The sequence below is a fragment of the Streptomyces sp. NPDC002623 genome (assembly GCF_053592635.1).
In genome coordinates this window covers 81,750-107,485 of the sequence record NZ_JBSFWB010000028.1, presented here as the reverse complement: position 1 = coordinate 107,485, position 25,736 = coordinate 81,750, and the positions used below count along the sequence as shown (strand labels likewise).

Here is a 25,736-nt window from a genome sequence, read left to right as displayed (position 1 = left end):
CTGGGTGGTGGTCCACAGGGCGGTGGTGCTGGGGAAACTGTCGGCGGCGTTCCAGCTGAGTGTCGCCTCGCTGCTCGCGCTGGCCGAGGGCGCGCAGGACGATCCGTACGCGAAGCCGGGGGTACGTCGCGGGGCCGATGCTGCCGAGAGGACCGACCCCGCGACCGGCTACCGGCGCCGGCAGATCGTCGGCCCGGACTTCCCCGCCGAGATCGCCGAGGTCCGTCTGCCGCCCGGTGCCCGCGTGCCCTACCCGGCCGCGGCCTTCGCCTTCGTCCGGCAGGTCGTCTGGGTCCTCGACGGGCGGCTCACCTTCCACGACGGGGATACGATCCACGAACTCGCCGCAGGCGACACCATCGAACTCGGCGAGCCCGCCGAGCGCGTGTTCGCCAACACCACACAGGCGGAGTGCCGTTACGCGGTCGTCCTCACCCGAGGGGCGCGGCCGTGACCCGCGCACTGTCCCCGGGCGGTACGTTCCTGCCGGCCGCGATCGCCGGCGGGGCGATCGCCGACAACTACGCCCTCCAGCCGGCACTCACCGAGGTCGCCGCCGACCTGGACGTCCCGCTCTCCCTGATCGGCCTCGTGCCGACCGCCGCGCTGATCGGGCTGCATGGCGGGCTCAGCTACGCCCCACCTGCTCCAGGATGAGCGCGACGTCCTGGTCGCCACCCGCTGTCCGGCCTGTGACACCCCGCACGCCTGGGTCGTCGGCCGAGACACACCCCCACCAGGCGACCAGGTGGCCCATTCCCCAACCACCGCCTGCTTTGCCGAGGTCGGCCTGCAGGGATCCTTCTGGGGGCTGCCCGACTGAGTCGGGGTCTCTGCTCGGACGGCCAGAGTCTGACGGGGCCTTGTGCCCAGGGAAGTCCGGGCGGCCCGGGCTGCCGCGGTCTCTTCCGTGTCGACCGACCGAGGGCGACGAGGGAAGAGACCGCGGTGTCGGTCAGCCGGTGGTGTCGGCCGTCTGCGGTGTCGAGTGCGGACGCGCGGCGGCGGGCAGCGGAATCCTCTGTGCCAGCCTGTCGCCCTCGACATCCAGGTCGGGCAGCAGCCGGTCCAGCCGGGCGGGGATCCACCAGGCCTTCTCCCGCGCGAGTGCCATCGTGGCCGGGATGAGGGTCATGCGGATGACGAAGGCGTCGATGAGGATGCCCGCGGCGAGTGCGAAGCCGGCCTGCTTGATCATGGGCTGGGGGTTGAAGACGAACCCGGCGAAGACCGAGACCATGATGGTGGCCGCCGCCACGACGACGGAGCTCGCGCGGGCGAAGCCGGTCACGGTGGCGTTCAGGGCGGTCGCGCCGTGGACGTGCGCCTCACGCATCGAGGTCACCAGGAACATCTGGTAGTCCATGGCCAGTCCGTAGAGGACGCCCGTGATGATGATGGGCAGCAGGCTCACGACCGGTGCGGTGGCGTCGAGCCCGATCAGTCCCTGCAGCCAGCCCCATTGGAATACGGCCGTAGTCATGCCGAACGCTGCCGAGACGCTCAGCAGGAATCCGAGGGTGGCGATCACGGGTACCAGGAGCGAACGGAAGACCAGGAGCAGGACGATCAGGGAGAGTCCGAGCACGGTGGCCACATAGAGGGGCAGTACGTCGGCGAGCCGGTCGGAGACGTCGATCGCCAGGGCGGTGAAGCCGGTGACGCCGATGGCCGCGCCGTGGTCCCGGCTGATCCGCGCGCTCTCGTCCCGTACGGCGGTGACGAGATCCTTGGTCGCGTCGTCGTTCGGGCCGCTGCCGGGAACGAGGCTCAGGATGGCGGTGCTGCCGGTCCTGCTCATGCCGGCCAGGGAGACCGAGGTGGTGCCCTTCGTGTCCCGCAGGTCCGCGGCCACCGCGGCAAGGGTCGCCGGGGCGAGGGGCTGTCCGCTCGCGGTGGAGTTGACGGCGACCAGGAGAGGGCCGTTGTAGCCGGGGCCGTAGGCGTCGCTGACCAGCTCGTAGCTCTGGCGCTGCCCGGTGTCGGCGTTGTAGCTGGCGCCGGAGGGCAGGCCCAGCTTCATGTCGGCGGCGGGCACGGCCAGGATCACGGGTATGAGGACGGCGGCCGTGAGGGCGGCGTACTTGTGGCGGACCAGGAGCTTTCCCCAGCGGTCGGCCCGGGTCGGTCCGGCGTCGCCGGCGGTCGACCCCGTGCCCGCCTTCAGCCGTTGTGCGCCGCGTCGGGTCCGTGCGGGGCACACGCCCTCCTTGACCAGGCCGAGCAGCGCCGGCAGCAGGGTCAGGGCGAGCAGGACGGCGACCGCGATCGTGGCGGCCGCCACGAGGGCCATGGTGGAGAGCAGGGCGATCCGGATGACCAGCAGCCCGGCGAGGGCGATGATGACGGTGCTCCCGGCGAAGAAGACCGCGCTCCCGGCGGTGCCGATGGCTCGGCCGGTCGCTTCGTGCGGGTCCAGGCCGTCGTCCAGGATCAGCCGGCGCTCCCGGTTGACGATGAACAGCGCGTAGTCGATGCCGACGGCCAGGCCCAGCATCAGGGCCAGCACCGCGGCGAGCGAGTGGATCTCGAACACCGTGGAGAGGGTGAAGGCGCCGCCGACTCCCACCGTGACCCCGACGAGGGCGATGACCAAGGGCAGGCCCGCGGCCACCACCGAGCCCAGGGTGATCAGCAGGACGAGGGCCGCGACGGCGACCCCGACGATCTCGCCGACGCCGACGATCTCGGGGATCTCCATCATCGACGCCGACGGCAGGACCTCCAGGCCACCGCGCGCGGCCCGCTGTTCGGCGGCCTCGACGGTGCTGTCGATCGTCCCGGAGGGCAACTCGTAGGTCTGCTCGTCGAACTGGAACTGCATCAACGCCGTCTTGCCGTCGGCGGAGACGATCACGCCCGCGACGGGTTGCCCGTTCGACTGCAGGGGAGCGGGGGTCCGGCCGCCGGCCCGCGCCACCGCTGCCTGGGCCTGGAGCAGCGGGCTGTCCGCGCCCTTGGCGACCTCCTGCGCCAGGACCTGCCGGGTGTCGATCACGTGGTCGTGACGGTAGACGGCGTCCACCGCCGCCAAGAGCGCCGCATGGGGCTTCGAGTCGTCGATCCGGGCTCCGTCCGGTGCCTTGAACAGCAGCATGCCCTGGCCCCCGGACGCCTCCGGAAGCGTCGTGGCCAGATCGTCGATGACCTGCTGGGACGGGGTGCCGTCGATGCGCACCTCGTTGCTGATCCTGACGGGGTTGACCGCGAGGAGCGCGACCACGGACGCCACCACCGCCAGCCAGCCGCCGATGACGTACCAGGGCTTTCCATAGGCGAACCTGCCCAGGCGGTACAGCAGAACGGACACAGAGCTCTCCCTGTCTGTCACGGCCCGGCAGTCCAGGCCACGCGATGAAGCGAGAGGTTACTATCAAAACGATAGGAGGCTATCAATCCGATAGTCGACTATCAATGCGATAGGCTTCTATCGTGGAGAAGGACGGTCCTCGCAGGCCTTCGTCGCGGAGCGGAGCAGGGAAGAGTCACGGATGGCAGCCATGAACGACCGCACCCCCCGGCGCCGGGTCGACGCCCGCTCCAGCGTGGAGCGCATCACCGCCGCGGGGCGGATCGTGCTGGGCAAGGGCGACGGCTCGCTCGAGCAGATCGCGGCGGAGGCCGGCGTGGGCATCGCCACGCTCTACCGCCACTTCCCGAACCGGGAAGCCGTCGTCCGCGCCGTCCTCGAGGACATTCTCGAAACCGACCTGCTCCCGCTCGTCGAGCGCGCTGCCGACGCCGCCGACACGCGCCAGGCGCTTCAGGGCATCGCCACGCACCTGCTCGACCTGATCACCGAGGAGCGAGGCATGGTCGCCTTCGCGGGCAACTTCGCCGATGTCGCGGTGGACGTGCTCCAGGACTTCAGCGCCTCGCTCCACCCGCTCCTGGTGCGTGCTCAGGAGGCCGGCGAGATCCGCTCCGACCTCACCGCCGAGGACATCCCGCACTTCCTCGTCATGGCTGTGGCCGGTCTCGCGCTCCCCGGGACCGCCCCCTCGCTGCGGGCCCGGTTCATCGCCCTGCTGTTCGACTCGCTCAACCCCGCGAACGCGACCCCGCTGCCGCCGCTGCTCTCCGGTCAGGACGACCTGCGCACCGCGCTCGGCAATGCCACACGCGCGAGCCGTGGCCTCTGAAAGCGCGCCGCGCAAGGTCCTGAACGGGTGCCGCATGCGAGCTTGTGCCGCCCGTGCGGCGCCGACGGCCTCGGGGCGCCTGGGCACCGGGAAGACCGCCCGTGATGCCGACGTTGCGCCTCTGCGAGCAGGCTGAGAAGGGAGGACGGCCGGGAGCGGGTGCAGGGCCGCCGGCAGCCGTTGTCAGTGACCGGATCTACTGTGAGGCCCGTGATCGCCCGTGTCGCGGGCGGGTCCATCACAGGAGCGCTGACCTGGGGTCGGCTTGGGTCCGAGGAAGGGGCGGCCGTGCGGCGCTGGGAGCTGGCTGACGGGGGAGAAGACAGCCCGATCATGTTCTGGGAGGTCGGGTCGGACGGCGCGTTGGTGATCGTCCGTCACGGAGAGGCCGGTGCACCGGGGCGTACGCGGGTCGAGGACTGCGGCTCGGCGACGGCCGCGGAGGTGTACGTGGCCGAGGCCGTGCGGGAGAAGGAACGCGAGGGGTACGCGCCCGTGGGCGCCGGCCACCCGCCGGACGCCGGGGGCACCGGACATGCCGGAGATGCTGCGGCGGCACCCGACGAGGACTCGTTCACGCTGCCCGCCGCCTGGCGGCAGAGCCTCCGCCCGCGCTGGGGCGGCATCCCCCGGTACTCGCACTCACCCCACGAATCGGCTCTCGACTCCTGGGACAGGCGGCTCGCGGCGGCGAAGGAGGAGGAGTGGATCGGCACGGTCCTCGGCGAGGCCGTTCCGGGCGTCGCCCCTGAGCCGGCAGCCGCCGCACGCCGCTATCTGGAGGGGACGGCGGATCCGGTCGGCGCCGCGGTCCTGGCCGTGGTCACCGACCGCGGGAAGTTGCTGTACGACGCGGTCGCCGATGCCTGGCAGCTGCGGCACGGGCGGGCCTTCGCGGCCCGCGCCACGGTGGAGCTGTTCGAGCTCGACCACGAGATCGAACACGGGGACGACCAGGGCAGGACCACCAGGCTGGCCGTCCTGCCCGAGGGCGACTCGCCGCAGCGGCTGTGGTTGCGCCGGGGCGCCGCCGACCGGGTGCGGACGCTGCTCTCGATGGCCGGTGAGGACGACTACCGCGAGGTGGTGGCGGCTCTGGCCGCGCACCGCGGCGGCGCGCGGCGCCGAATCGTGGTGTCGTATCTGGTCCCGAGCGAGATCGACTGGGTCGCGGAGTGCTGCGCCGACCCGGGGGAGAGCGGCCGGGAGGACCGTGTCGTACGTGCCATGCTGTTCGAGTTGCTGAACGACGAGGAGCAACTGCGGGCTCTGCTGCGGGCGGGCGGCGTGCCCGCCTACGACGGCAGGCTCTCCACCGCGGCCACGGTCGCCGAGGGCGTCGGCCCGGCCGTCGCCGCGCTGATCGCGGAGATCTGGCGGCACCGTATGCCGTCCCGCGGGGCATCGGCGGAAGAACTGGCGGGGATCCTGGCACAGTTACCGACGGACGAGGCGTTCGAGCTGCTGATGTCCCACGCGGACGACAGGCAGGTGCATCCGGCGCTGCTGGAGGCGGCGCGCCGGTATCCGGTGCGCGCGGCACGCCTCCTGGCCGACCGGGCGGCGCCCGCCCCCGGCCGCAACTCCTTCCTGCTGGGTCAGTTGCTGACCGCGCATGTAGCCACGCACGGTGAGCTGCTGGAGTCGCGGCTCGCACAGTTCCCGCCCAAGGCGGCCGAGGTGGTGCGGGAGCTGCTGCACCCGGCCGCCGCCGACGCCCCCGCCGACGCGCTGCCCGAGCTGCTGGTGAGCCCGCCGTGGACAGGCAGGCGGACGGCGCCGAATCCGAGAACCGTCAAGGGGCTCGTCGCCGGGAAGGAGACCCGCATGCTCTGGCAGCCCGGCGAGCGCGAGGCATGGGCTGCCGCCGTCGAGGAGCCCGAGCGGCGGGTGCGGCGCCGGCAGAACGAGCCGTATCCCGATGTCCGAACCCTGCGGGAGCAGTTCGCGGACCTCGACAACTACCGTCTGGCCGCGCTGTTCGCCGACGGCCCGGACATGTACCGCCCGCTGCTGGCGCAGTGGACTCCCGAGCACATGTGGGAACTCGTGAAGGAGCTGAAGCCGGTGGCCGCCCGATGGGAGGAGGACGCGCTGCCGCCGCTGCTGCACGCCGCGGCGCGGCAGCCCGCTGTGGCCGGCGGGCTGCTCCTGCCCTATCGGCAGCTGGAGGTCGCGCGTCTGATGGCCGACTGGTTCGTGCGGCTGAAGTCCGTCGCGCCCACGACCCGCGCCTGGTTCGCCCGGCACGGCGCGGACGCCGCCGCGCTGCTGGTGCCCGACGCGGCCGGTCCGGCGGGCGCGGCCCGCCACAGCGCCGAGCACGCGCTGCGGGCCATCGCCGCCACACACGGAAAGGACGCCGTACTCGACGCGGCGGCCGGTCACGGTCCCAAGGCGGTCGCGGTCGTCCGTGACCTGCTGTCGGCCGATCGTCTGGAGCTCGCGCTGCCGTCGAGGATGCCGGAGCCCGCCGCCTGGGCGGCCCCCCGGCTACTGCCTCGAGTGCTGCTGCGGGGCCGGACCTCGGCGCTGCCCGCCGAATCCGTGCGCCATCTGCTGACCATGCTGGCGATCTCCCGGCCGGGCGCGGTCTATACGGGCGTGGAGACGGTGAAGGAGGCGTGCGATCCCGAATCGCTGACCGCCTTCACCTGGTCCCTGTTCGAGCAGTGGCGGCTGTCCGGAATGCCGGCCAAGGAAAGCTGGGCGCTGCATGCCCTGGGCTGGTTCGGCGACGACGACACGGTGCGCCGGCTGGCGCCGGTCCTGCGGAACTGGCCCGGCGAGGGAGCACACCAGCGGGCCGTGGAGGGCCTGGACGTGCTGGCGGCCATCGGCAGCGACGTAGCCCTGATGCATCTGCACGGGGTCTCCCAGCGGGTGAAGTTCAAGGCGCTCCAGACGCGCGCCAAGGAGAAGATCGAGCAGGTGGCGACCGATCTGGGGCTGTCCGGCGAGGAACTCGCCGACCGGCTGGTGCCGGACTTCGGGCTGGACGCCGACGGCTCGACCGTCGTGGAGTACGGGCCCCGGCGCTTCACCGTGGGCTTCGAGGAGCAATTGCGGCCGTACGTCCTGGGCCAGGACGGCAAGCGGCGCAAGGACCTGCCCACACCGGGTGCCCGCGACGACGCCGAGCTGGCGCCGGCGGAACGCAAGCGGTTCATGGCGCTGAAGAAAGACGTCCGGACGGTGGCCTCGGACCAGGCGCGCCGGCTGGAGGGCGCGATGGTCGCGGGCCGCAGCTGGACGACCGGTGAGTTCCGCGAACTGCTCGTCTCCCATCCCCTGCTGTGGCAGCTGGTGCGGCGGCTGGTGTGGCTGTGCATCCCGGCCGCGACTTCGGAGAGGGCCCTGTACGAGACCCCGGCCATCGGCGGCGCCGGTGCGGTGACGGCGTTCCGGGCGGCGGAGGACCGCACCTTCGCCGACGTACGGGGCGAAGAATTCACGTTGCCGGAGGACGCCTCGGTGCGGCTGGCGCACCCGCTCCACCTCGGCGAGGAGCTGACGGAGTGGCAGGAGCTGTTCGCGGACCACGAGATCCTGCAGCCTTTCCCGCAGCTCGGCCGCGCCGTGCACCGGCTCACGGACGACGAGGCGGCCGCCGACCGGTTGGGGCGGTTCGAGAACATCACCGTGCCGACCGCCAGACTGCTCGGCCTGGAACGGCGCGGCTGGGAGCGCGACAAGCCGATGTTCGCGGGTGTGCAGTGCCGGCTGTCCAAACGGGTCGCGAAGGATCGCTGGATCATCGTCAGTCCGTCGGAGGGGTTCACGATCGGCGCCGTCGACGTCTCCACCGAGCAGTCGCTGGAATTCATAGGGCTGTCGGAGCAGCCCAGTGCGTGGAACCCGCCCGGGGAACCGTCCAGGCTCGCCTTCGCCGAACTCGACCCGGTGACCGCGTCCGAACTGCTCGCCGACCTCACGGAGCTGGTGGCGCGGTGACGACGACGCACGACACCGCACGGCACAGCTCGGTGAGAATTTGTCGCTGTCACCGATCCGGCTGGCTTAGAGGGCGCACGGACAGGCGCGTTGGGGCCCGAGGGAAGTAGTACTGGCACAGATCTGGCGATCGCGGAGATACGACGCTCTGTGATCGCCGGGGCGGCCTGTGCCTGAGCTTCCGTCATGGCTGACCGAAGCTCCGTCAGCTTCGACGGCTACGTGGCAGCTGCTCCTTGGCCTCGTACTCCTGCCGGGCCTGCTCTACCTTGCCCAGGTTGGCCGACCAGTCGGCGAGTGCTGCGAACAGCGGCCCCAGGCTGCGTCCCAGCTCCACGAACCGATGCCGCCCGTATTCATGGAGCGCCCACAGAATCGGAGTGGTCCAGCGGCTGAAGACGATGTCGACCACCGGGGCGATCGGACACGCCTGCTCAGGGACGAGGTCGATACGAGCCGCCGGAGTTGTGCCGTGGGTCATAGTGAGCCTTTCTTTCCATTACTTTCGTGTAGGTACCTACTATCCCCGTGCCGGTAGCTTCCGTTGGGCCCACAGAGGACTCGTCAACGGGAGCGAACATGATTGTGGTTACTGGAGCTACTGGCAACGTCGGACAGCCGCTGGTGCGGGCGCTCGACGGCGCCGACGCACTGTTCCTGCTGACCTCGGGCGACTTCGTATCGGCCGGTGGCAGCGTCAGCGACGTCCTCGATGTCGCGCGGGCGGGCGGAATCGGCCGGGTTGTCCTGCTGTCCTCCCAAGGCGTTGCCACAGGAAGCCACCCCTCGACACTGGAGGACCCCGTCACGGAGTCGGATCTGGAATGGACACTGCTGCGGCCAGGAGGTTTTGACTCCAACACGTTGCAGTGGGCCGAGATGGTCCGCGCGCAACGGATGGTCGGCGCGCCGTTCGGTGACGTCGCACTGCCGACCATCGACCCGGCCGACATCGCCGAGGTCGCCGCCGCGGCATTACGGGACGTCGGCCACGTCGGCAGGGCGTATGAGCTGACCGGACCGGCGCCGATCTCACCTCGGCAGCAGGCGATGGCGATCGCCGACGCGCTGGGTGAGCCGGTGCGGTTCGTCGAGCAAAGCCGCGCGGAGGCTCGGGCACAGATGCTGCAGTTCATGCCCGAGCCGATCGTGGAAGCCACCCTTGACATCCTGGGCACGCCGAAAGCCGCTGAGCAGCGGGTGAGTCCCGATGTCGAGCAGGTCCTCGGCCGCCCGCCCCGCACCTTCGCCGAGTGGGCTGCGCGCAACGTCTCAGCCTTTAAATGAGGGGTCGCGCAGGCAGGCGTGGTCATGGGGGGCGGTTCGGGCGTTCGTCTCAGCAGTGGGTCGTCCATGCCTGATGGACCAGGCTGCGCACGGTGATGATGGTGTCGGCGAGGTCGAGGAAGGCGTCGATGACGGTGGCTCGGCGCCTTCTCACCCTTGTGTGCGATGCGGCCGTGCAGGCCGCGTTCGTCGAGCAGGGTGTGGGTCTTGTCCGAGTCATAGCCGGCGTCCAGGTGCACGGTGATGTCGTCGGGCAGCGTGCCCGGTGCGGTGCAGCAGTTTGCGGGTCGCCTCCTCGTCGGCCGCCGAGAAAGTAGCCACCGGGAGATGGGAAGCCTCGAAGTCGCGGCCGCCGGTGTTCGGCCGGACCGCGACCTCGAGGGTCTGGCACCCCTCGGCGGCGGCTCAGGCAGCGATCTCCGCAAGGGACAGGGAGGGGAGGCAGGCGGTCAGGAATCCGAGCTTCATGGCGCGGGTCCGTCGGTGAGAGGGATGGGGGTCGGCCGGGAGGGGGGTCACACGTGCCGGTCGGCCGGGACCGTGGTCCACGCGCGCCGGTCCGCCGAGGCCAGGACCGCGTCGACGAGGTGGGCGGACCGCAGGCCGTCGAGCACGGTGGGCAGGCCGTCCGGGGCCTCTCCGCGCAGGGCTGCGTAGGTGTCCTTGACGAAGCTCTCGAAACACTCCAGGTAGCCCTGGGCGTGTCCGGCGGGTACGAGCGAGAGCCGGGCCGCCTCGCGGGCGTTCGACGCCGGATCGCGGACCACCGTCTCGGTGCGGTTCCCGTAGCCGAGCCACAGGGACTCGGGCAGCTCCTGGTCGAAGACGGCGCTGGCGTCCGCGCCGTCGAGCTCGAACCACAGCCGGTTCTTCCGGCCGGCCGAGACCTGCGAGACGGTCGCGGACACCAGGACCCCGTCCGTCGTCCGTCCGAGCACTCCGACCGCGTCCTCCGTGGTGACCGGGACGCGTACGGAGCCGACGAGTTGCTCGCCGGAGAACGTAGGGCCTCCGGCGTCGAGCCGTTCGGCGACCGTCGTGGCGGTCTCGGCCAGCACCTCGGCGATCCGGACGCCGGCCACCCACTCCACCAGGTCGAACCAGTGCGAGCCGATGTCGGCGAAGGCCCTCGACGGGCCGCCGGCCGCGGGGTCCACCCGCCAACTGGTGCTTTCCGGCGGGAGCAGCCAGTCCTGGAGGTACGAACCGTGGAGCAGTTGCCAAGGGCCGAAGTCGCCGGCCGCGACCCGGACCCGCAGTTCGCGGACCATGGGGTGATAGCGGTAGACGAACGGCACGGTGGCGATCCGGCCTGAGGCCACAGCGGTGTCGGCGAGCAGTTGGGCGTCGGCCGCCGAGGTGGCGATCGGCTTCTCGCAGACGACATGCTTGCCTGCGAGCAGCGAGTCGCGGGTCTGGGCGACGTGGAGGTGGTTGGGCGTGCAGATGTGCACCACGTCGATGCGGTCGTCGTTCAGGACGGCGTCGACGTCCGGGTAACCGACGTCGATCTGCCAGTCACGTGCCGCCGCCCGGCTCCGCTCCGGTGAGGAGGCCAGGACGCCGACCACGTCGGCGCCTGCCGCGCGTGCGCTGCGGACATGGACTCCCGCGATCATTCCCGCACCGAGGACGGCGACCCGTGGGCGCGGGATACGCGGACGTCGTACGTGAGTCTCGGTGACGCGCGGGGTGTGCGTGTGCCCAGTCGGGGCAGCCATGCAAGATCCTTTCGGCATGTGCCGTACGGGAGCTCGCTGTTCCGGTCTCATCCGCGGCCAACAGTAAGTGGCCGACTTCTGTCCGGAAAGCCCTTTGAATATTGTCGTTTCTGGAATATTAATCGTCCGTTGGTGTCGTCGGCCTCCAGGGGAGCGAACGTGGCAGCACGACTGGGCGCACCGGGCACCGGCTCGCGCCGTCACCCCGACGCGGTCCGCAGCCAGATAGCCCGGCTGGTCGCGGCGGGCGAGGCGTCCCACCGCCTCGACCTGTCCCGGCTCACCGGGCTCTCACGGTCCTCGATCCACACGCACGTGCAGGATCTGGTGGACGCGGGCCTGTTGCACGGGGAGGACGCGGGCGGCGGAGGAAGAGGCCGACCGGCGCTGCGGCTCAGCCTCGCGGGCGACGCGGGCGTCGTGCTCATCGCCGACCTCGCCCCCTCCTCGACACGCTGCGTGGTGGCCGACCTGACCCAGCGTGTGCTGGCCGACGTGGACTTCCCCTGGCAGCTTTCCGAAGGCCCGGAGTCCACCGTGGCCCTTCTGGTGGACCAGTTCGCCGACCTGCTCGAACGGGCGAAGGTCCCGGAGGACGGGCCCCGCGTCCTGGTCGTCGGACTGCCGGGCCCGGTGGATGTGGCACGGGGCATGGCGGTCCGCCCGCCGATCATGCCGGGCTGGGACGGCTTCCCGGTGACCGAACGACTCGCGAGCCTGCTCGGCTGCCCCGTCCTGGTGGACAACGACGTCAACCTCATGGCGCTCGGTGAGGCGCGGACGGTGCCGCCCGAGCAGTTGCCCCTGCTGTTCGTGACCGTCGGCGTCGGCGTCGGCGCCGGGTTCGTGCTCGCCGACGGGACTTTGCACCGGGGTGCCGACGGCGCGGCCGGCGACATCGGGCACATCCGTGTCCCCGGTGCCGAGGAGATGGTGTGCCGGTGTGGAAAGGTCGGCTGCGTCGAGGCAGTCGCGTCCACCGCGGCACTCGCGCGGGGCCTCACGCCGACCGGTGAGCCACCCCTCGACATGGCGGAGGACGGCGACGCGATGCGGGACTTCGTGGCACGGCTGCGCGCCGGCCTGCCGGACGCACTGCACGCGGTCCGGGCCGCCGGGGCCACGCTGGGTGAGGTCATCGCCCTGTGCATCCACATGCTGAACCCGCGGCACGTCGTCGTCGGCGGCGAGGTCGTCGAGGCCAGCGACGACCTGCTCTCCGCCGTGCGCGCCGTGGTGTACCGGCACGCCCTGCCGCTCGCCACCCGCGAACTGTCCATCACCCGCAGCGACTTGGGGCGGGACGCCTCGACCGTGGGGGCGATGGTGCTCGGCATCGAGCATCTGCTCTCGCCGACCGGGATCGGGCGCTTCCTGGCTCCGCGCGGCACTTCATGAGGTGAGCGGTACTCCATGAGGTGAGCGGTACTCCATGAGGTGAGGTGACGACGGAGCGGACCGCTCAGCGGACCGTCTCTCTTTGTCTCCTCCCACCGCCGCCGTTACTTTCCATCGCGTCTCGCACGTCCGGTCTCATCCACCGGCGGACTCGCTCCGCTCGACCGCGACCTGGGAGACACGGTGAAACAGCCCACCGCTCGTGCACACATCGGCGTCGTCGGCGCAGGCATGGTCTTCGACGCCTACGCCCGGGGCCTCGCCTGGTACGGCGACCTGCCCATCATCAGGGTGGGCGACATCGACGTCGGCCGGGCCCGCGCCAAGGCCGAGCTCCACAGCATCCCCGCGTACGGCACGCCCGACGAGCTCTACGCGGACCCGGATGTCGACATCGTCGTCAACATCACGCCCCCTGTGGCCCATTGGGAGGTGACACGGGACGCGCTCGCCGCAGGCAAGCACGTCTACAGCGAGAAACCCCTCGCCGCGACGGTCGCCCTGGCCCGCGAGAACCTGGCCCAGGCGCGGGCCGCCGGGCGCGTCCTCGCCGGCGCCCCCGACACGTTCCTCGGCACGGCGGGCCAGACGGCACGCGCGGCCATAGACGGCGGCCTGATCGGCACGCCCTTCGCCGCCACGTCCTTCGTCCGCTCGTCCAGGGTCGAGACCAGGCACCCCAACCCCGGCTTCTTCTTCCAGCCCGGCGGCGGCCCGACCCTCGACTGGGGCCCCTACCATGTGGCCGCCCTGGTCAACCTGCTCGGACCCGTCGCCGAGGTCGTCGGCACCAGCACGATCCCGAGCCCCCGGATCACCGTCACCGCCCCGGACCGTGTCGTCGACGAGGTCGAGGTCACCGTCCCGACGACCACGGCCTCCATCCTGCGCACGGTCTCCGGCGCGATCGTCACCACCCTCTACAGCTTCGACATCTGGGACATGACCCTGCCCCACATCGAGGTGTACGGCACAGAAGGCACCCTGAACATCCCCGACCCCAACCGCCACGACGCCCCGGTCCTCATCAAGCGCCGTACGGACACGGACTGGTCCGAACTCCCTCCGGCCATCCCGCCCACCCGCGCCCCGGAAGCCGGACCCTTCCGCGGCCACGGCGTGAACGACCTCGTCGAGTCCCTGCGCGGTGCGCCACTGCGCGTCCCGGGCGAGTTCGCGCTGCACGTGCTCGAGGTCCTGGAAGCGATCGAGCAGGCGACGTTCGCCGCCGGCGCCCAGGCCATCACCAGCCAGGCCGAGCGGCCCGCCGCCGCGGCCCTCCCGCAGACCGCCTCCGCCTGAACCCCTCCGGCCCCGCACGTCGGCACCGAACCCGCGCACCACCCGAATCGATCTCGCACCATCTGAGAGGAAAACCCCATGCAGCGCAGAACCCGTGCAGTCGCGCTCGCGGCTGCGGCGATGCTGGCAGGCGTCGGCGTCACAGCGTGCGGTGGCGGCTCGACCTCCGCCTCCGACGACAAGACGATCACCTACTGGGCCACCAACCAGAGCACCAGCCTCGACGCGGACAAGAAGATCCTCCAGCCGGAGATCGACAAGTTCACCAAGGAGACCGGCGTCAAGGTCAAGCTCGAAGTCATCCCCTCGGGCGACCTGCTCAACCGCATCCTCGCGGCGACGACCAGCGGCAAGGGCCCTGACGTACTCAACATCGGCAACACCTGGTCCGCGTCGCTGCAGGCGACCGGAGCCTTCGTCGGCTGGGACAAGGAACTGCTGGCCAAGGTCGGCGGCGCGTCCCGCTTCCTGCCGGCGGCGCTGAAGTCCACGGGCGCCACCGGCCAGGACCCGGCGAGCCTGCCGCTCTACACCAGTTCCTACGAACTCTTCTACAACAAGAAGCTGTTCAAGGACGCGAAGATCAGCTCGCCGCCGAAGACGTGGAGCGAGTTCGTCGCAGCCGCGCGCAAGCTCACCAAGGACACCGACAGCGACGGCAAGACCGACCAGTGGGGTCTTGGCATGCAGGGCGCCTCGCCCTCGTTCGCCGCGCACTGGGCGTTCATTCTCGGCACCCAGCACGGAGCCAAGGTGTTCGACGGCCACACCCCGAAGTTCGACGAGGCGAGCATGGTCGACGGGATCGACCAGTGGCTGTCCTGGATCGGCGAGGACGGCATCGTCAACCCGTCCGACGCCGAGATGACCGACAAGGTCGCTCTCCTGCAGAACTTCTCGTCCGGCAAAGCCGGAATGATCCTCGCCCAGTCGTCGACCGGCCTGACCCTGGGCCAGTACAAGATGACGACGGACGACTACGGCGTCGTCCCGGTGCCGGCCCAGGACTCGCCGGCCGCGGGAGCCAAGGACATCGGCTCGTTCGTCGGCGGCATCAACATCGCGGTCTTCAAGAACACCGGGAACCTCGACGGCGCCACCCAGTTCGTGAAGTTCCTGACCAGCGCCAAGGAGCAGGTGTACCTCAACAAGACCTACGGGACGCTGCCCTCCGTCACCGACGCCAAGGACCCGGCGTTCGACACCCCGACGCTGGCCGTGGCCCGCGAGACGCTCGACTCCCGGGCCGTACCACTTCCGCAGATCGCCGAGGAAGCGCAGTTCGAGACCCTGGTCGGCCAGGCGATGAGCTCCTTCGCCGCACAGACCGCGACCGGGAAGCAGCCCGGCAGGGACAAGATCAAGAGCGAGATGACCGCAGCTGGCCAGAAGCTCGAAGCGGGCAACTAGGAGCAGGACGATGGCAGTCATCACTCCCTCCGGGACACGAGAGAGCCCCGGGACCCCGGACACACCGAAGCGGTCCGCGCGAGGCAGCCGCTTCCGGGGGCGCGGCCGCCGCTGGATCCCATACGCCTTCCTGCTCCCCGCCCTGGCCCTCGAACTGCTCATCCACTTCCTGCCCATCGTGCTCGGCGTGGCGATGAGCGGGCTGCGGGTGACGCAATACCAGATCAGCCACTGGTGGGAGGCGCCCTTCACCGGCCTCGAGAACTTCAGGATCGTCCTGGACTTCGACGGCCCCACCGGCAAGGCCCTGGCCCAGTCGTTCCTGGTCACCCTCGGCTTCACGGCCGTCGTCCTGTCCGGGGCCTGGCTCGTCGGCATGGCGGCGGCGCTCGCGCTGCAACGCGGCTTCCGCGGCCGGGGCCTGCTGCGGACGCTGTTCCTCGTGCCCTACGCGCTGCCCGCGTACACCGCGGTCATCACCTGGCGTTTCATCTTCCAGCGCGACAACGGAATGCTCAACCACCTGCTCGGCCAGCTCGGGCTGATCGACGGCAACCCGTTCTGGCTGATCGGCCAGAACGCCTTCTGGGCCGAGTGCCTCGTCGCGATCTGGCGGATGTGGCCCTTCGCCTTCCTGATCCTCATGGCCGGCATGCAGGCGATCCCGGGCGAGGTCTACGAGGCGTCGAGCATCGACGGAGCCGGACCGTGGCGGCAGTTGCAGATGATCACCCTGCCGCTGCTCTCCTCGGTCAACAAGGTGCTGGTCCTCGTGATGTTCCTGCACACCTTCAACGACTTCAGCACCCCGTACCTGCTGTTCGGCGGCTCGGCCCCGCCCGCGGGGGACCTGATCTCCGTGCACATCTACCAGAGCTCGTTCGCCACCTGGAACTTCGGCCTCGGCTCGGCCATGAGCGTGCTGCTCCTGCTGTTCCTGGCGCTGGTCAGCGCCTGCTATCTCGCCTTCACCCGGAGGACCGGCCATGAACAATGACACCCCGGGCTACCGGATCTTCCGGTACGTCACGCTGACGCTGCTGTCGGTGTTCGTCCTCGCCCCGCTGTACGTCATGCTGGCCTCGTCGCTGAAGACGCTCCCCGACGTGCAGGGCGAGTTCACCTGGATCCCATCGTCGCCGACGATCCAGTCCTTCATCGACATCTGGCACACCGTGCCGCTGGCCCAGTACTTCGTCAACTCGCTGATCGTGGCCGTGTCCGCCACGGTGCTGTCGGTGCTGGTGGCGGTCTTCGCGTCGTACGCGCTCAGCCGCTGGAAGTTCCCCGGCAGCGGAAGCTTCAAGTCGGCCGTGCTCGCCACCCAGATGTTCCCCGGCATCCTCTTCCTGCTGCCGCTGTACCTGCTGTTCGTCTACGCCGACCAGAACCTCGGCACCGACCTCGTGGGCACCCGCACCGGGCTCATCGTCACATACCTGACCTTCTCCCTGCCGTTCGCGGTGTGGATGCTGGTCGGATACTTCGACACGGTGCCGCGCGACCTCGACGAAGCGGCGAAGATGGACGGCGCCGGCCCGCTGCGCACCCTGCTGCAGATCATCGTGCCCGCCGCGACACCGGGCATCGTCGCCGTGTGCATCTACGCCTTCATGACCGCCTGGGGAGAAGTGCTCTTCGCCTCGGTTCTCACCGACACGCAGACCCGCACCCTGGCCGTGGGACTGCAGGCCTACTCCACGGAGGCGAACGTCTACTGGAACCAGGTCATGGCCGCCTCGCTCGTCGTGTCCCTCCCGGTGGTCGCCGGATTCCTGCTGCTCCAGCGCTTCCTCATCACCGGCTTCACCGCCGGCGCGGTGAAGTGACCAACCGGCCCCGACAGATTGGACCTTGGCATGCCGACCATCGGCTTGCAGCTCTACACGCTGATGAACGTCCTGGACGACCGTCCCGCCACGCTCGCCAGGATCGCCGACCTCGGGGTGACCACGGTGGAACCCTTCCGCCTCGGCCGCACCGAGCTGAACCGTGCGGCGCGCCTGGCCGAGGCGCGCTCGCTAAAGGCCGACATCGACGCCGCCGGCCTCACCGTCTCCTCGACCCACGCCCGCCTGCCGGACGCGGAGGATCCTGGTTGGTTCTTCGAGGAGATGGCCGAGGCGGGCGCGCCCATCGCCATCGCCTCGACCCCTGAGGCTCTGCCCGGATTCACTCGCGACGCCCTGGTCTCGGCCGACGGGGTACGCAGGTACGCCGACCGGCTCAACGCCCTGGCCAAGGCGGCGTCCGCCCACGGCCTGCGGGTCGGCTACCACAACCACTACTGGGAGTGGACCCCGCTGGACGACGGCCGCTACGGCTACGACGTGCTGTGGGACGCCCTCGACCCGTCGGTCGTCGCCGAGGTCGACCTCTACTGGGCGCAGACCGCGGGCCAGGTCCCCGCCGAAGTCGTCGCCAGGCTCGGCGAACGCGTCGAGCTCGTCCACGTCAAGGACGGCCCGGCAGTACGAGGCGAACCCCAAGTCGCCGCCGGGCAGGGATCGGTGGCCCTGGCGGACGCGCTCGACGCCGGCCGGGACGCGATCCGGGTGCACATCATCGAGGCGGACGGGATCGCCGAGGGGGCGGACATCTTCGATCTGGTCGCGGAGAGCGTGACCTGGTTGAAGGAGCGTCAGGCCGGCAGGCCGTGAGCTTCGGAGCGTCATGACCGTGGTTGCGGGCCGTCGGCGCTCACAACCAGGCAGGCAGGGCGGGTACTGCCGCCCCCTCGGCGGTGGTGGCGCCGTGGCCCCTTCCCGCCAGGTAGGCCGTGATCTCGGCGAGTGGGCCCATGACCGTGACCGTCTCCCCGGCCTCGTCAGGGGGGCCGGGGAGCTGCCAGCGGGCGGGCGTGTCGGTCGGTTCGAGGAGAACCCCCGGCCCCGGGGCGATACCCCGTTTGGCCACGATGTCGTCGCACAGCGCGGTGAGGAGGTCGGCGGGGAGGGCGGCGAAGCCGGGCCCGCTGCCGAGGTCGACGGCGTGGACCCAGACTTCGCGGGTGCGCAGCCAGGGGATCTCGGCGGCGGGGACGGTGCGGCCCTGCGCGGTCAGCACCTGGGCTGCCCACCGGCCGGCGTCCAGTGCCTCCATCGCCTTCTCCAGGGCGTCGCAGGAGAGCCGGAGCCATTCGGTGAGACGTGCGCCCGGCTGCCGGCTTCCTTCCCTGATCCCCGCCGCGCGTTCCTCGGGGGAGGCGTACATCGGGGTCGGTGTGCCGGTGGCCGCCCAGTGGACGAGGTTGGCCAGGGCGTCCGCGTTGGCGGCGACATGCGCCACCACGTGTTTGCGGGACCAGCCGGGCAGTCGCGAGGGGGCGTCGTAGGCCCTCTCGTCGAGTTGGGCCGCGGTGTGGACGAGAAGGTCGGTTCCTGCCCGCGTCCAGCGGCGGGCGTCCACGAGCGAGCGGTTCATCGGGCGCCGTCCTCTTTGACGACCCGGTTGTGGAGGCGGCCGATCCCCGCGACCTCTGCCACGACGGTCTCGCCGCCCAGCAGGAAGCGCGGCGGCTTGCGAGCCTGCCCGACGCCGCCGGGAGTGCCGGTGGCGATGATGTCACCGGGGTTGAGCCGCACGATCGTGGACACGTACTCGACGAGGGCGACGGGGTCGAACAGCAGGTCGCCGGTGGAGTCGGACTGCATGACCTCGCCGTCCACCTCGAGGCTCACGTCCAGCACGGGGCGGACACCGCCGGGCAGTTCGTCCGGGGTCACCAGGTAGGGGCCGACGGGCGTCGAGGAGTCCCACGTCTTGCCCTGGAGCCACTCGTGGGTACGGAACTGCCAGTCACGGCAGGTGATGTCGTTGAGCGCGGTGAAGCCCGCGATCGCCTCCACGGCTGCGGCGGGCGTGGCCCGGCGGACCTGCTTGCCGATGACGACCGCGAGTTCCACCTCCCAGTCGAACTTGGCGGTCTCCTCCGGTCGCGCTATGTCGTCGTGGGCACCGATCAGGCTGTCGCCGAACTTCGCGAAGAGCGTGGGGTGTTCGGGCAGGTCGCGGCCCATCTCCGTGATGTGGTTGCGGTAGTTGAGTCCCACGCACACCACCTTCGAGGGGCGGGGCACGACGGGTGCGAAGTCGGCGTCGGCAACCGGGTACGTCGTCGCCGTGTCGGCAGCGGAGGCCGCCTCGGCGCGCTCGTACCAGTCCGGCCGGGCCAGGAAGGCACCGAGGTCGGTGTCCCCGAGGTCGATCAGGATGTCGCCGTCGAGCTTGACGGCCCTGGTCGTCCCGTCGGTGCGGAGGGTGGCGAGCTTCATCGGGGGTCTCCTTCGGTGTGCGCGCGGTGGAGGCGGAGCGCCTCGAAGACCGGCGTGTCGCTGAAACGGAACAGGTCGAGGGCCCCGGAGTCGGAGTCGGTGGAGCCCGCCTCGGAACGCGCCGAGAAGGGTTGCCAGGAGGGGACGACGAACAGGTCGCCCCGCGCGACCGACCAGGTCTTCTCGCCCACCGTGACCGTGCCGGAGCCGTCGAAGACCTGGTAGACCGAGGAGCCCGTCTCGCGTACCGGGGTGGTCTCCGCGCCGCGCACGACCCGGTGCATCTCAGCCCGGATGGTGGGCAGCACGTCGGCTCCGCTCGCCGGGTCGGTGAAGCGGACGGCCGCGTGGCCCGGCTCGACGGTGGCCCCGAACCCCTCGGCCTCGATGGCGAGTTGGTCCGCCAGGGCTCGGTCGGTGTGCTCCCAGCGGTACGCCAGCAGCGGCGATCCGGGGCCGGTCGCAGCTGCCGCGAGGGGGCGGAGTCCGGGGTGGCCCCACAGGCGTTCCGACCGCGAGCGGTCGGGAGTGGTCCGCTCGGCGTCACTGATCCGGTCGCGGCCGAACTCGAAGAACTGCGCCTCCGTGACGTACTGGAAGGGGATGTCCAGGCCGTCGATCCAGGCCATCGGCTCGGCGGTGGCGTTGTGATGGGCGTGCCAGTTCCAGCCCGCCTGGGGCAGGAAGTCGCCCCGGCGCATCGGCACGGGGTCGCCGTCGACGACCGTCCACACGCCTTCGCCCTCGACGACGAAACGGAAGGCGTGCTGGGTGTGGCGGTGCTCGGGGGCGTCCTCCCCGGGCATCAGGTACTGGACCGCCGCCCACAGGGTGGGCGTGGCGAAGGGACGACCGCCCAGCGCGGGGTTGGCGAGGGCGATCGCGCGGCGCTCGCCGCCGCGGCCCACCGGGACCAACTCGCCTGCCTCGTGGGCCAGTTCCCGCAGCCGGTCCCAGCGCCACAGATGGGGTACGGCCCTGGACCGCGGGTGGGCCGGCATCAGGTCGCCGATCTCGGTCCACAGGGGGACGAGGAGCTCGCGTTCGAAGCCGCGGTAGAGAGACTGAAGCCCGGGGGTGACCTGCGGCTGGCCGGGCGCGTCGACGGCCTTGATCCGGACGGGGGTGTCGGTTCCGCTCATGCGACGGGCCTCCTGCTGTTTCTTGACGGCGGATGGGTGCGTAGGGTCAGCCGGCGGTGGCGGACCGGTCCTGGCGCAGACCGGTGCGTACGACGGCCAGATGGTCGGTCATGGCCACGCGGGCGGCCTCGGCGTCGCCCCGGGCGATCGCGTCGTAGATCACCTGGTGCGCGGCGTTGGTGTGGGCGGTGGCGGTCTCGTCCGTGCCGGCCGCGTAGTGCCGGTGCCGGGCGTGGACCAGGGTGTCGAGCGCCGCGCGGATGGCGGGATTGCCGCTGGCCCGGCCCAGCGCGGTGTGGAAGGCGACGGCCTCGGCCGTGAACGCCTGTGGATCGCCTGCCGCCTGATGGGCGCGGAGCATGGTCTCGCGCAGCGTGGCGAGCGTGTCCGGGTCACGGCGGAACGCGGCGAGCTCGGCGGCCACCGGCTCCAGGGCCAGCTGGGCGTCGATGAGGTCCGCCGGCGACAGGCCCGAGGCGCTCAACTGCTCGGACAGGGCGGCCGACAGAGGGGCGATCCGGTCGTCCGGGGAACCGGGATCCGTCGGGTCCAGGCGCCGGTAGCCGCCCGACCAGTAGACCAGCGGCTCGCCCTCGCGACGGCCCGCGGCCTGGACGGTCCCCACCAGGGTCTCGTGGTCGCCGGCCGGAAGGATCGCCTCCACCGTCGCGTCGAACCAGGCGAGGCTGCCGTCCAGCACAGGTGCGCCGGTGACCTCGGCGCGGCTCGGGATGCCGGGAAACGCGTCCTGGCTGAACCCTCGGCCACGCGTCGCGAAGTACTTCGACACGGCCTGCTGGTCCTGGCCCAGCACGTTCACGGAGAACGCCCCGGCGGCGCGCACCTCCTCCAGCAGGGCGCTGCCGGTGTTGACCGACACCGACACCAGCAGCGGGCGCAGCGACAGTGAGACGAACGAGGTCGCGGTGAGGCCGTAGAGGCCGCTGGGTCCGCGCAGGGTCACGACGGTCACGCCGGAGGCGAAGCGGCCGGCGGCGCCGCGGAAGGCGTCCTCCAGGCTTTCGGCCGGTGTCGGGTCCTGAGCCGGTGGGGCCGGCGGGGTGGTCGAACGGGTGGCGGTCATCGGTGCTCCTCTGGTTGTCCCAGTTCACGGAAGCCGTAGAGGTCGAGGGTGAGGGCGCCGTCGCGCAGCCGTGCCATGTACCGGTCCTCCTTGGCGCCGCGGGCTCGCGACGCGTCCAGGACACGCCGGGCAGCTGCGGCGGGCAGTACGGCGATTCCGTCGGCGTCCGCGACGATCAGGTCGCCCCGTGCGACGCGGTGGCCGCGCAGCTGGACCGGAGAGCCGACCCGGCCGGGCCAGGACTTGCCGGTGCCCAGGATGGAGACCGACGTGGAGAACGCGGGGAAGTCGAGCTCGCGCAGCCGGTCGGTGTCGCGCACCCCGCCGTCGATGACCAGTCCGGCGACGCCCTGGGCGAGGGCGGAGGCGGCGAGGACCTCGCCCCAGTAGCCGTGCTCGCTGCCGCCGGCGTCGACGACGAGAACTTCACCCGGCTTCGCCGCCTCGAGGGCCCAGTGCAGGGGCAGGTTGTCGCCCGGCGCGGCGGCGACGGGCAGGGCGGTGCCCACGCAGCGTGCGCCCGCCCAGGCCGGCCGGAACACCGGGGGCAGGGCGCACGGCAGTCCGGAGGCCTCGTAGGCGGTGGCGGAGCCGAGTTCAAGCAGCTCCTTCAGCTCGGCGGCGTCGAGAGCGCTCATGACGACCTCCGCTGGAGCAGGTGGTAGCCGTAGCGGGCCCTCGCCTGGGCGATGGTGGCCCCGTCGAGAGCGGCGGCCAGGATGCCGGCCTCACGCTGCTCGATCTCGCGCGCCGCGCCGAGGACCTCCTCGGCGCGGTCCCAGGGCACGCCGACGACGCCGTCCTCGTCGCCGATCAGCAGGTCGCCCGGCCGCACCTGCACGCCGCCGACCGTGACCGGTCCCTGGACCTCGGCGACTTCCACGCGGTCCTTGCCGGTGCGCATGAAGCGGCCGCGGCTGTAGACGGGGTAGCCGAGCCCGAGAGCGCGATGGGTGTCGCGGCAGACGCCGTCGATGACGGTGCCGGCCACCTCGCGCCGGTGGGCGACGGCGGTGAGGATGTCGCCCCACACGGTGGCGTCCTTGCGGCCGGCGTTGTCGAGGACGACGACCTGTCCGGGCGCGACATCGTCGAGGTAGTCGCCCACTGTGCCCGGTGGGGATCCCGCGGCCTGGTAGCGCACGGTGAAGGCGCGGCCGACCAGCCGTTGCCCGGCACCCAGGGGCGCCAGGCCCAACAGGGCGCCGGGCAGCATGAGTCGGTCGAGGGCATCGGAGACGGTGGCCGTGGAGAGGCCGGACCACTCGGCGAGATCGGTCATGGGGTCGGCTCCTGGAAGCGGGCGGCGGTGAACTGTGAGTCGTGCATGACGTCGACGACGGAGCGCCCGGCCCGGACGGCGTCGCCCATGAGCCGTTCGCGCCGCACGATCCGCAGTCCGGCGGCGATGACGTCGTCGCGGCGGGTGTGCGGGATGAAGGCGAGACCGTTGCGGTCGGCGACGAGCCAGTCCCCGGGCTCGACCCGCACGCCGCCGACCGACACGGGGACGTCCATGGCCTGCTGGACGATCCGGCCCCGCGCGCTGACCGGCACGGCGGCGCGGGCGAACAGCGGCAGGCCGAGCTGTTCGCACTCCTGCACGTCGCGGCAGGCGCCGTCCACGATGACGCCCGCGACCCCGCGGACGGTAGCGGCCTCGGCCAGCAGGCCGCCCCAGCAGGAGACGTCCGTCCGGCCGTCGTTGTCGACGACCACCACGTCACCGGATCCCACGACGGCCACCAGGGGCGACGCGATGTGGGTGGTGGGGCCGTCGGTCCCGACCGGCACGGCCTTGACCGTGCGGACCCGCCCCACGGTGACGTCCGGCACCGCCCACATGGGGGCGATGCCGATGACGGCGCCGGGCAGGCCCAGGGAGTCCAGCGCGTCGGAGACGGCGCAGGCGTCGAGGTCGCGCAGCCGCTCGAGCACCAGTGGATCGGCGGTGTCCGTCACCGCGGTCGTCGTCACGCCGGGCTCCAGGTGACGAAGCCCATCGCGTTGCCGGTGCCGGCCTCGGTGCGGTAGCAGGGCTCGTAGTGCACGGAGTCCACAGCGAGGCCGGTGGCGTTCGCGGCCGCCGCCACGGTGATCCAGTTCCGCAGCTCGGAGCTGCCCGAGCGCATCTCCTCGGGGGTGAACCCCGCCAGGGCGGCGGTGTCCCCGGCCCGCAGGGCCGTCAGGAACCGCTGGTCGAGCTCCTCGTCCACGACGAAGTGCGACAGACCGCCGGAGGCGACCAGCCCGACCCGCAGGTCCTCGGGGAAGGAGGCGATGGCGGCGGCGAGCGCCTCGCCGAAGGCGACGCACCGCCGGGCCGTCGGCGGGTTGGGCTCGTAGAAGGTGTTCACGAACACCGGCACGAACGGCACCGTCGAGGTCTCGCCCAGGATCCGCTGGTAGATGAAGCCGAAACCGTGCGGAATGCTGTGGTTGTCGTAGTCGCCCGCGGGCAGCCGCTTGGAGGCGGCCGTGTCGAAACCCGAGCCGACGGTCTCCTCGATGAGATGGCGGGCCAGCGCCGAGGCGGTGGGGCGGACGATCAGCTGGTCGGGAACGTCCCCGAAAGCGGCCTCCGCCAGGCCGGGCGGCATGGCGTCGAGCTGCTCCTCGGTGAACGGCACATGCGCCACCTCCTCGCCCCAGTAGATGGCGAAGGCCGGCAGCAACTCGTCGTCGTAGACCTCCTTGTGGTCACTGGAGACGATGACCAGCACATCCACCCCGGCCTTCTCCAGATGCCGGCCGAGGTTGTCCAGAGCGCCCTGGCAGGAGGCCGCGCGTCGCGCCTGGACATCGGCGGTGCACTCGTCGGAGAAGTCCTCGCGCAGCTCGGCGAGTTCGGAGAAGGTGTATGTCCCGCCCCGGAAGGCGAGAGAGGTGCTGCGGCGGTCGGCGGTGCCGCGGACGTGCCACAGCTCCGGTGCCATCTTCAGCTGGGGGCCGTGCGACGAGCCGATTCCCGTGACGATACGAGCCATTGTTCTTCCCTCAGATCCTGAAGAGCGAGACGGCGTTCTTCTCGTAGAGCGCCTGACGGTCCCCGTCGCTCAGCCACTCGATGCCGTCGACCAGGGTGTGGATGTCGTCGAACCAGCCCCCGGTGGCGGGGTTGATCTGCGAGCCGGTGCCGGGTTTCTCCGTGCCGAACAGGCAGCGGTCCACGCCCACGGTGCGGATCAGCAGCTCGATGGCGTCCTGCGTGTACAGGCAGGTGTCGAACCACAGCCGCCGCAGCCGGTCGACGTAGGACCCTCCACCGGAGCGCACCAGGTCCGGCTGGAAGCGCCCTACCTGGTACGGGATCGCGCCGCCGCCGTGTGACACCACGATCTTCAGGTCCGGGAAGTCGGTCAGCACCGAGGAGGAGAGCAGGCTCCAGACGGCGACCGTCTCCTCCTGGATGAAGTGCAGGCTGTAGGGCTCCCGGGTCGGCGGACGGCACCCGGCGGAGTGGATGACCGCGGGCACGTCGAGTTCGCACAGCGCTTCGTACAGCGGGTACCAATAGCGGTCCCCGAGCGCGGGGGGCGTGCGGGTGCCCTCGTACGGGTCGGGGTTGAGCAGCGCTCCGACGAAGCCCAGTTCCGTGACGGTCCGGCGCAGCTCCTTCGTCCACTCGGCCACGTCCGTGTCCGGAGTCTGCGGCAGGCCCGCGATGCCGCGCAGCCGGTCCGGGAACAGCTGGACGGACTGGTGGATCGTGTCGTTGACCGCCTCGGTGAACGCCGTGACGATCCTGGCGGGCTGCTCGCTGTGCATCATCTGGTACGGCCGCGGCGAGATCAGTTGGACGTCGATCCCGGCCTCGTCGAGGTGGTCCATGTGGGAGACGTGGCCGAAGCTCGGGTTCGGGGCGTGCCAGGCCGCGCGGAGCTGGTCGTCGCTGACGGACGGCGGTCGCACGCCGTGCGCACCACGGTGGGACAGCAGGCCGGACTTCCACACGTAGAGCGAGTCGGGCGCGGTGACGTGCCCGTGGACGTCGATGATCACGGGGGCTCCTTACAGGGGTT

The 25,736-nt window shown here is 71.1% G+C and carries 23 protein-coding genes and 1 pseudogene; 11 read left to right on the top strand and 13 right to left on the bottom strand.

Features of this window, described 5'->3' with window-relative positions:
- Positions 1–4 precede the first annotated feature (4 nt).
- Positions 5–454 carry a cupin domain-containing protein gene (locus ACWD4O_RS36915; protein ID WP_451286832.1) on the top strand — a complete coding sequence of 150 codons (450 nt, stop codon included), beginning with the start codon at positions 5–7 and terminating at the stop codon, positions 452–454.
- Positions 451–657 (top strand): hypothetical protein, encoded by a 207-nt coding sequence (locus ACWD4O_RS36910; protein ID WP_451286830.1) that lies wholly within the window; start codon positions 451–453, stop codon positions 655–657. The genes ACWD4O_RS36915 and ACWD4O_RS36910 overlap by 4 nt, the downstream gene beginning before the upstream one ends.
- Before the next feature lie 298 nt (positions 658–955).
- Here ACWD4O_RS36910 and ACWD4O_RS36905 read toward each other — a convergent pair whose 3' ends face one another.
- Positions 956–3,310, bottom strand: a complete 2,355-nt coding sequence (locus ACWD4O_RS36905; protein WP_451286828.1) for an MMPL family transporter — start codon at positions 3,308–3,310, stop codon at positions 956–958.
- A 181-nt stretch (positions 3,311–3,491) separates the two neighbouring features.
- Here ACWD4O_RS36905 and ACWD4O_RS36900 point away from each other — a divergent pair, with 181 nt between their 5' ends.
- Both ACWD4O_RS36900 and ACWD4O_RS36895 read left to right on the top strand, forming a co-directional pair.
- Positions 3,492–4,142: a TetR/AcrR family transcriptional regulator gene (locus ACWD4O_RS36900; RefSeq protein WP_451286826.1), complete on the top strand. Its 651-nt coding sequence runs from the start codon at positions 3,492–3,494 to the stop codon at positions 4,140–4,142.
- 210 nt (positions 4,143–4,352) lie between these two features.
- Positions 4,353–8,096 carry a WGR and DUF4132 domain-containing protein gene (locus ACWD4O_RS36895; protein ID WP_451286824.1) on the top strand — a complete coding sequence of 1,248 codons (3,744 nt, stop codon included), beginning with the start codon at positions 4,353–4,355 and terminating at the stop codon, positions 8,094–8,096.
- Positions 8,097–8,301: 205 nt separating this feature from the next.
- Here ACWD4O_RS36895 and ACWD4O_RS36890 read toward each other — a convergent pair whose 3' ends face one another.
- Positions 8,302–8,577, bottom strand: a complete 276-nt coding sequence (locus ACWD4O_RS36890) for a winged helix-turn-helix transcriptional regulator (RefSeq protein WP_451286822.1) — start codon at positions 8,575–8,577, stop codon at positions 8,302–8,304.
- 98 nt (positions 8,578–8,675) lie between these two features.
- Here ACWD4O_RS36890 and ACWD4O_RS36885 point away from each other — a divergent pair, with 98 nt between their 5' ends.
- Positions 8,676–9,383 (top strand): NAD(P)H-binding protein, encoded by a 708-nt coding sequence (locus ACWD4O_RS36885; protein ID WP_451286820.1) that lies wholly within the window; start codon positions 8,676–8,678, stop codon positions 9,381–9,383.
- Between the two features lie 49 nt (positions 9,384–9,432).
- On the opposite strand, the pseudogene ACWD4O_RS36880 reads toward ACWD4O_RS36885, so the two are convergent.
- Together ACWD4O_RS36880 and ACWD4O_RS36875 are read right to left on the bottom strand one after the other, a co-directional pair.
- Positions 9,433–9,646, bottom strand: a pseudogene (locus ACWD4O_RS36880) (IS5/IS1182 family transposase); the annotation flags it as partial.
- Positions 9,647–9,898: 252 nt separating this feature from the next.
- Positions 9,899–11,104 carry a Gfo/Idh/MocA family protein gene (locus ACWD4O_RS36875; protein WP_451286819.1) on the bottom strand — a complete coding sequence of 402 codons (1,206 nt, stop codon included), beginning with the start codon at positions 11,102–11,104 and terminating at the stop codon, positions 9,899–9,901.
- Between the two features lie 159 nt (positions 11,105–11,263).
- Here ACWD4O_RS36875 and ACWD4O_RS36870 point away from each other — a divergent pair, with 159 nt between their 5' ends.
- The 6 genes from ACWD4O_RS36870 to ACWD4O_RS36845 all read left to right on the top strand — a co-directional run bounded on the left by ACWD4O_RS36870 (position 11,264) and on the right by ACWD4O_RS36845 (position 17,874).
- Positions 11,264–12,502 carry an ROK family protein gene (locus tag ACWD4O_RS36870; RefSeq protein ID WP_451286817.1) on the top strand — a complete coding sequence of 413 codons (1,239 nt, stop codon included), beginning with the start codon at positions 11,264–11,266 and terminating at the stop codon, positions 12,500–12,502.
- A gap of 183 nt (positions 12,503–12,685) precedes the next feature.
- Complete coding sequence (locus ACWD4O_RS36865) at positions 12,686–13,804, top strand: Gfo/Idh/MocA family protein (RefSeq protein WP_451286815.1); 1,119 nt, start codon at positions 12,686–12,688, stop codon at positions 13,802–13,804.
- 78 nt (positions 13,805–13,882) lie between these two features.
- Positions 13,883–15,214 (top strand): ABC transporter substrate-binding protein, encoded by a 1,332-nt coding sequence (locus ACWD4O_RS36860; RefSeq protein ID WP_451286813.1) that lies wholly within the window; start codon positions 13,883–13,885, stop codon positions 15,212–15,214.
- Between the two features lie 10 nt (positions 15,215–15,224).
- Positions 15,225–16,211, top strand: coding sequence for a carbohydrate ABC transporter permease (locus tag ACWD4O_RS36855; protein ID WP_451286811.1), 987 nt, complete (start codon positions 15,225–15,227; stop codon positions 16,209–16,211).
- Positions 16,201–17,043, top strand: a complete 843-nt coding sequence (locus ACWD4O_RS36850) for a carbohydrate ABC transporter permease (protein WP_451286809.1) — start codon at positions 16,201–16,203, stop codon at positions 17,041–17,043. Before ACWD4O_RS36855 ends, ACWD4O_RS36850 begins: the two co-directional genes overlap by 11 nt.
- A gap of 30 nt (positions 17,044–17,073) precedes the next feature.
- Positions 17,074–17,874 carry a sugar phosphate isomerase/epimerase family protein gene (locus tag ACWD4O_RS36845; protein ID WP_451286807.1) on the top strand — a complete coding sequence of 267 codons (801 nt, stop codon included), beginning with the start codon at positions 17,074–17,076 and terminating at the stop codon, positions 17,872–17,874.
- Between the two features lie 40 nt (positions 17,875–17,914).
- Here ACWD4O_RS36845 and ACWD4O_RS36840 read toward each other — a convergent pair whose 3' ends face one another.
- Genes ACWD4O_RS36840 through ACWD4O_RS36800 form a run of 9 tightly spaced genes read right to left on the bottom strand, consistent with a single transcriptional unit; the run spans position 17,915 to position 25,716 of the window.
- Positions 17,915–18,637 carry a maleylpyruvate isomerase family mycothiol-dependent enzyme gene (locus tag ACWD4O_RS36840; RefSeq protein WP_451286805.1) on the bottom strand — a complete coding sequence of 241 codons (723 nt, stop codon included), beginning with the start codon at positions 18,635–18,637 and terminating at the stop codon, positions 17,915–17,917.
- Positions 18,634–19,488, bottom strand: a complete 855-nt coding sequence (locus tag ACWD4O_RS36835; RefSeq protein ID WP_451286804.1) for a fumarylacetoacetate hydrolase family protein — start codon at positions 19,486–19,488, stop codon at positions 18,634–18,636. The genes ACWD4O_RS36840 and ACWD4O_RS36835 overlap by 4 nt, the downstream gene beginning before the upstream one ends.
- Positions 19,485–20,630 carry a cupin domain-containing protein gene (locus tag ACWD4O_RS36830; protein ID WP_451286802.1) on the bottom strand — a complete coding sequence of 382 codons (1,146 nt, stop codon included), beginning with the start codon at positions 20,628–20,630 and terminating at the stop codon, positions 19,485–19,487. The genes ACWD4O_RS36835 and ACWD4O_RS36830 overlap by 4 nt, the downstream gene beginning before the upstream one ends.
- A gap of 46 nt (positions 20,631–20,676) precedes the next feature.
- Positions 20,677–21,714, bottom strand: a complete 1,038-nt coding sequence (locus ACWD4O_RS36825; RefSeq protein ID WP_450953149.1) for a flavin reductase — start codon at positions 21,712–21,714, stop codon at positions 20,677–20,679.
- Positions 21,711–22,352, bottom strand: a complete 642-nt coding sequence (locus tag ACWD4O_RS36820) for a 4-carboxy-4-hydroxy-2-oxoadipate aldolase/oxaloacetate decarboxylase (protein ID WP_451286800.1) — start codon at positions 22,350–22,352, stop codon at positions 21,711–21,713. The genes ACWD4O_RS36825 and ACWD4O_RS36820 overlap by 4 nt, the downstream gene beginning before the upstream one ends.
- Positions 22,349–22,996, bottom strand: a complete 648-nt coding sequence (locus ACWD4O_RS36815) for an RraA family protein (RefSeq protein ID WP_451286799.1) — start codon at positions 22,994–22,996, stop codon at positions 22,349–22,351. Before ACWD4O_RS36815 ends, ACWD4O_RS36820 begins: the two co-directional genes overlap by 4 nt.
- Complete coding sequence (locus ACWD4O_RS36810; RefSeq protein ID WP_451286796.1) at positions 22,993–23,691, bottom strand: RraA family protein; 699 nt, start codon at positions 23,689–23,691, stop codon at positions 22,993–22,995. The genes ACWD4O_RS36815 and ACWD4O_RS36810 overlap by 4 nt, the downstream gene beginning before the upstream one ends.
- The gene (locus ACWD4O_RS36805; RefSeq protein ID WP_451286794.1) at positions 23,688–24,701 is read right to left on the bottom strand and encodes a DODA-type extradiol aromatic ring-opening family dioxygenase; all 1,014 of its coding nucleotides are present in this window, start codon (positions 24,699–24,701) and stop codon (positions 23,688–23,690) included. Before ACWD4O_RS36805 ends, ACWD4O_RS36810 begins: the two co-directional genes overlap by 4 nt.
- Positions 24,702–24,711: 10 nt before the next feature.
- Positions 24,712–25,716 carry an amidohydrolase family protein gene (locus ACWD4O_RS36800; protein ID WP_451286792.1) on the bottom strand — a complete coding sequence of 335 codons (1,005 nt, stop codon included), beginning with the start codon at positions 25,714–25,716 and terminating at the stop codon, positions 24,712–24,714.
- Between the last annotated feature and the right edge of the window lie 20 nt (positions 25,717–25,736).

Excerpts from the sequence above, each read along its gene's own strand:
- ACWD4O_RS36900 (WP_451286826.1), top strand. The coding sequence starts at position 3,492 with ATGGCAGCCATGAACGACCGCACCCCCCGGCGCCGGGTCGACGCCCGC.
- ACWD4O_RS36890 (WP_451286822.1), bottom strand. The coding sequence starts at position 8,577 with ATGACCCACGGCACAACTCCGGCGGCTCGTATCGACCTCGTCCCTGAG.
- ACWD4O_RS36885 (WP_451286820.1), top strand. The coding sequence starts at position 8,676 with ATGATTGTGGTTACTGGAGCTACTGGCAACGTCGGACAGCCGCTGGTG.
- ACWD4O_RS36875 (WP_451286819.1), bottom strand. The coding sequence starts at position 11,104 with ATGGCTGCCCCGACTGGGCACACGCACACCCCGCGCGTCACCGAGACT.
- ACWD4O_RS36860 (WP_451286813.1), top strand. The coding sequence starts at position 13,883 with ATGCAGCGCAGAACCCGTGCAGTCGCGCTCGCGGCTGCGGCGATGCTG.
- ACWD4O_RS36855 (WP_451286811.1), top strand. The coding sequence starts at position 15,225 with ATGGCAGTCATCACTCCCTCCGGGACACGAGAGAGCCCCGGGACCCCG.
- ACWD4O_RS36850 (WP_451286809.1), top strand. The coding sequence starts at position 16,201 with ATGAACAATGACACCCCGGGCTACCGGATCTTCCGGTACGTCACGCTG.
- ACWD4O_RS36845 (WP_451286807.1), top strand. The coding sequence starts at position 17,074 with ATGCCGACCATCGGCTTGCAGCTCTACACGCTGATGAACGTCCTGGAC.
- ACWD4O_RS36840 (WP_451286805.1), bottom strand. The coding sequence starts at position 18,637 with ATGAACCGCTCGCTCGTGGACGCCCGCCGCTGGACGCGGGCAGGAACC.
- ACWD4O_RS36835 (WP_451286804.1), bottom strand. The coding sequence starts at position 19,488 with ATGAAGCTCGCCACCCTCCGCACCGACGGGACGACCAGGGCCGTCAAG.
- ACWD4O_RS36830 (WP_451286802.1), bottom strand. The coding sequence starts at position 20,630 with ATGAGCGGAACCGACACCCCCGTCCGGATCAAGGCCGTCGACGCGCCC.
- ACWD4O_RS36825 (WP_450953149.1), bottom strand. The coding sequence starts at position 21,714 with ATGACCGCCACCCGTTCGACCACCCCGCCGGCCCCACCGGCTCAGGAC.
- ACWD4O_RS36820 (WP_451286800.1), bottom strand. The coding sequence starts at position 22,352 with ATGAGCGCTCTCGACGCCGCCGAGCTGAAGGAGCTGCTTGAACTCGGC.
- ACWD4O_RS36815 (WP_451286799.1), bottom strand. The coding sequence starts at position 22,996 with ATGACCGATCTCGCCGAGTGGTCCGGCCTCTCCACGGCCACCGTCTCC.
- ACWD4O_RS36805 (WP_451286794.1), bottom strand. The coding sequence starts at position 24,701 with ATGGCTCGTATCGTCACGGGAATCGGCTCGTCGCACGGCCCCCAGCTG.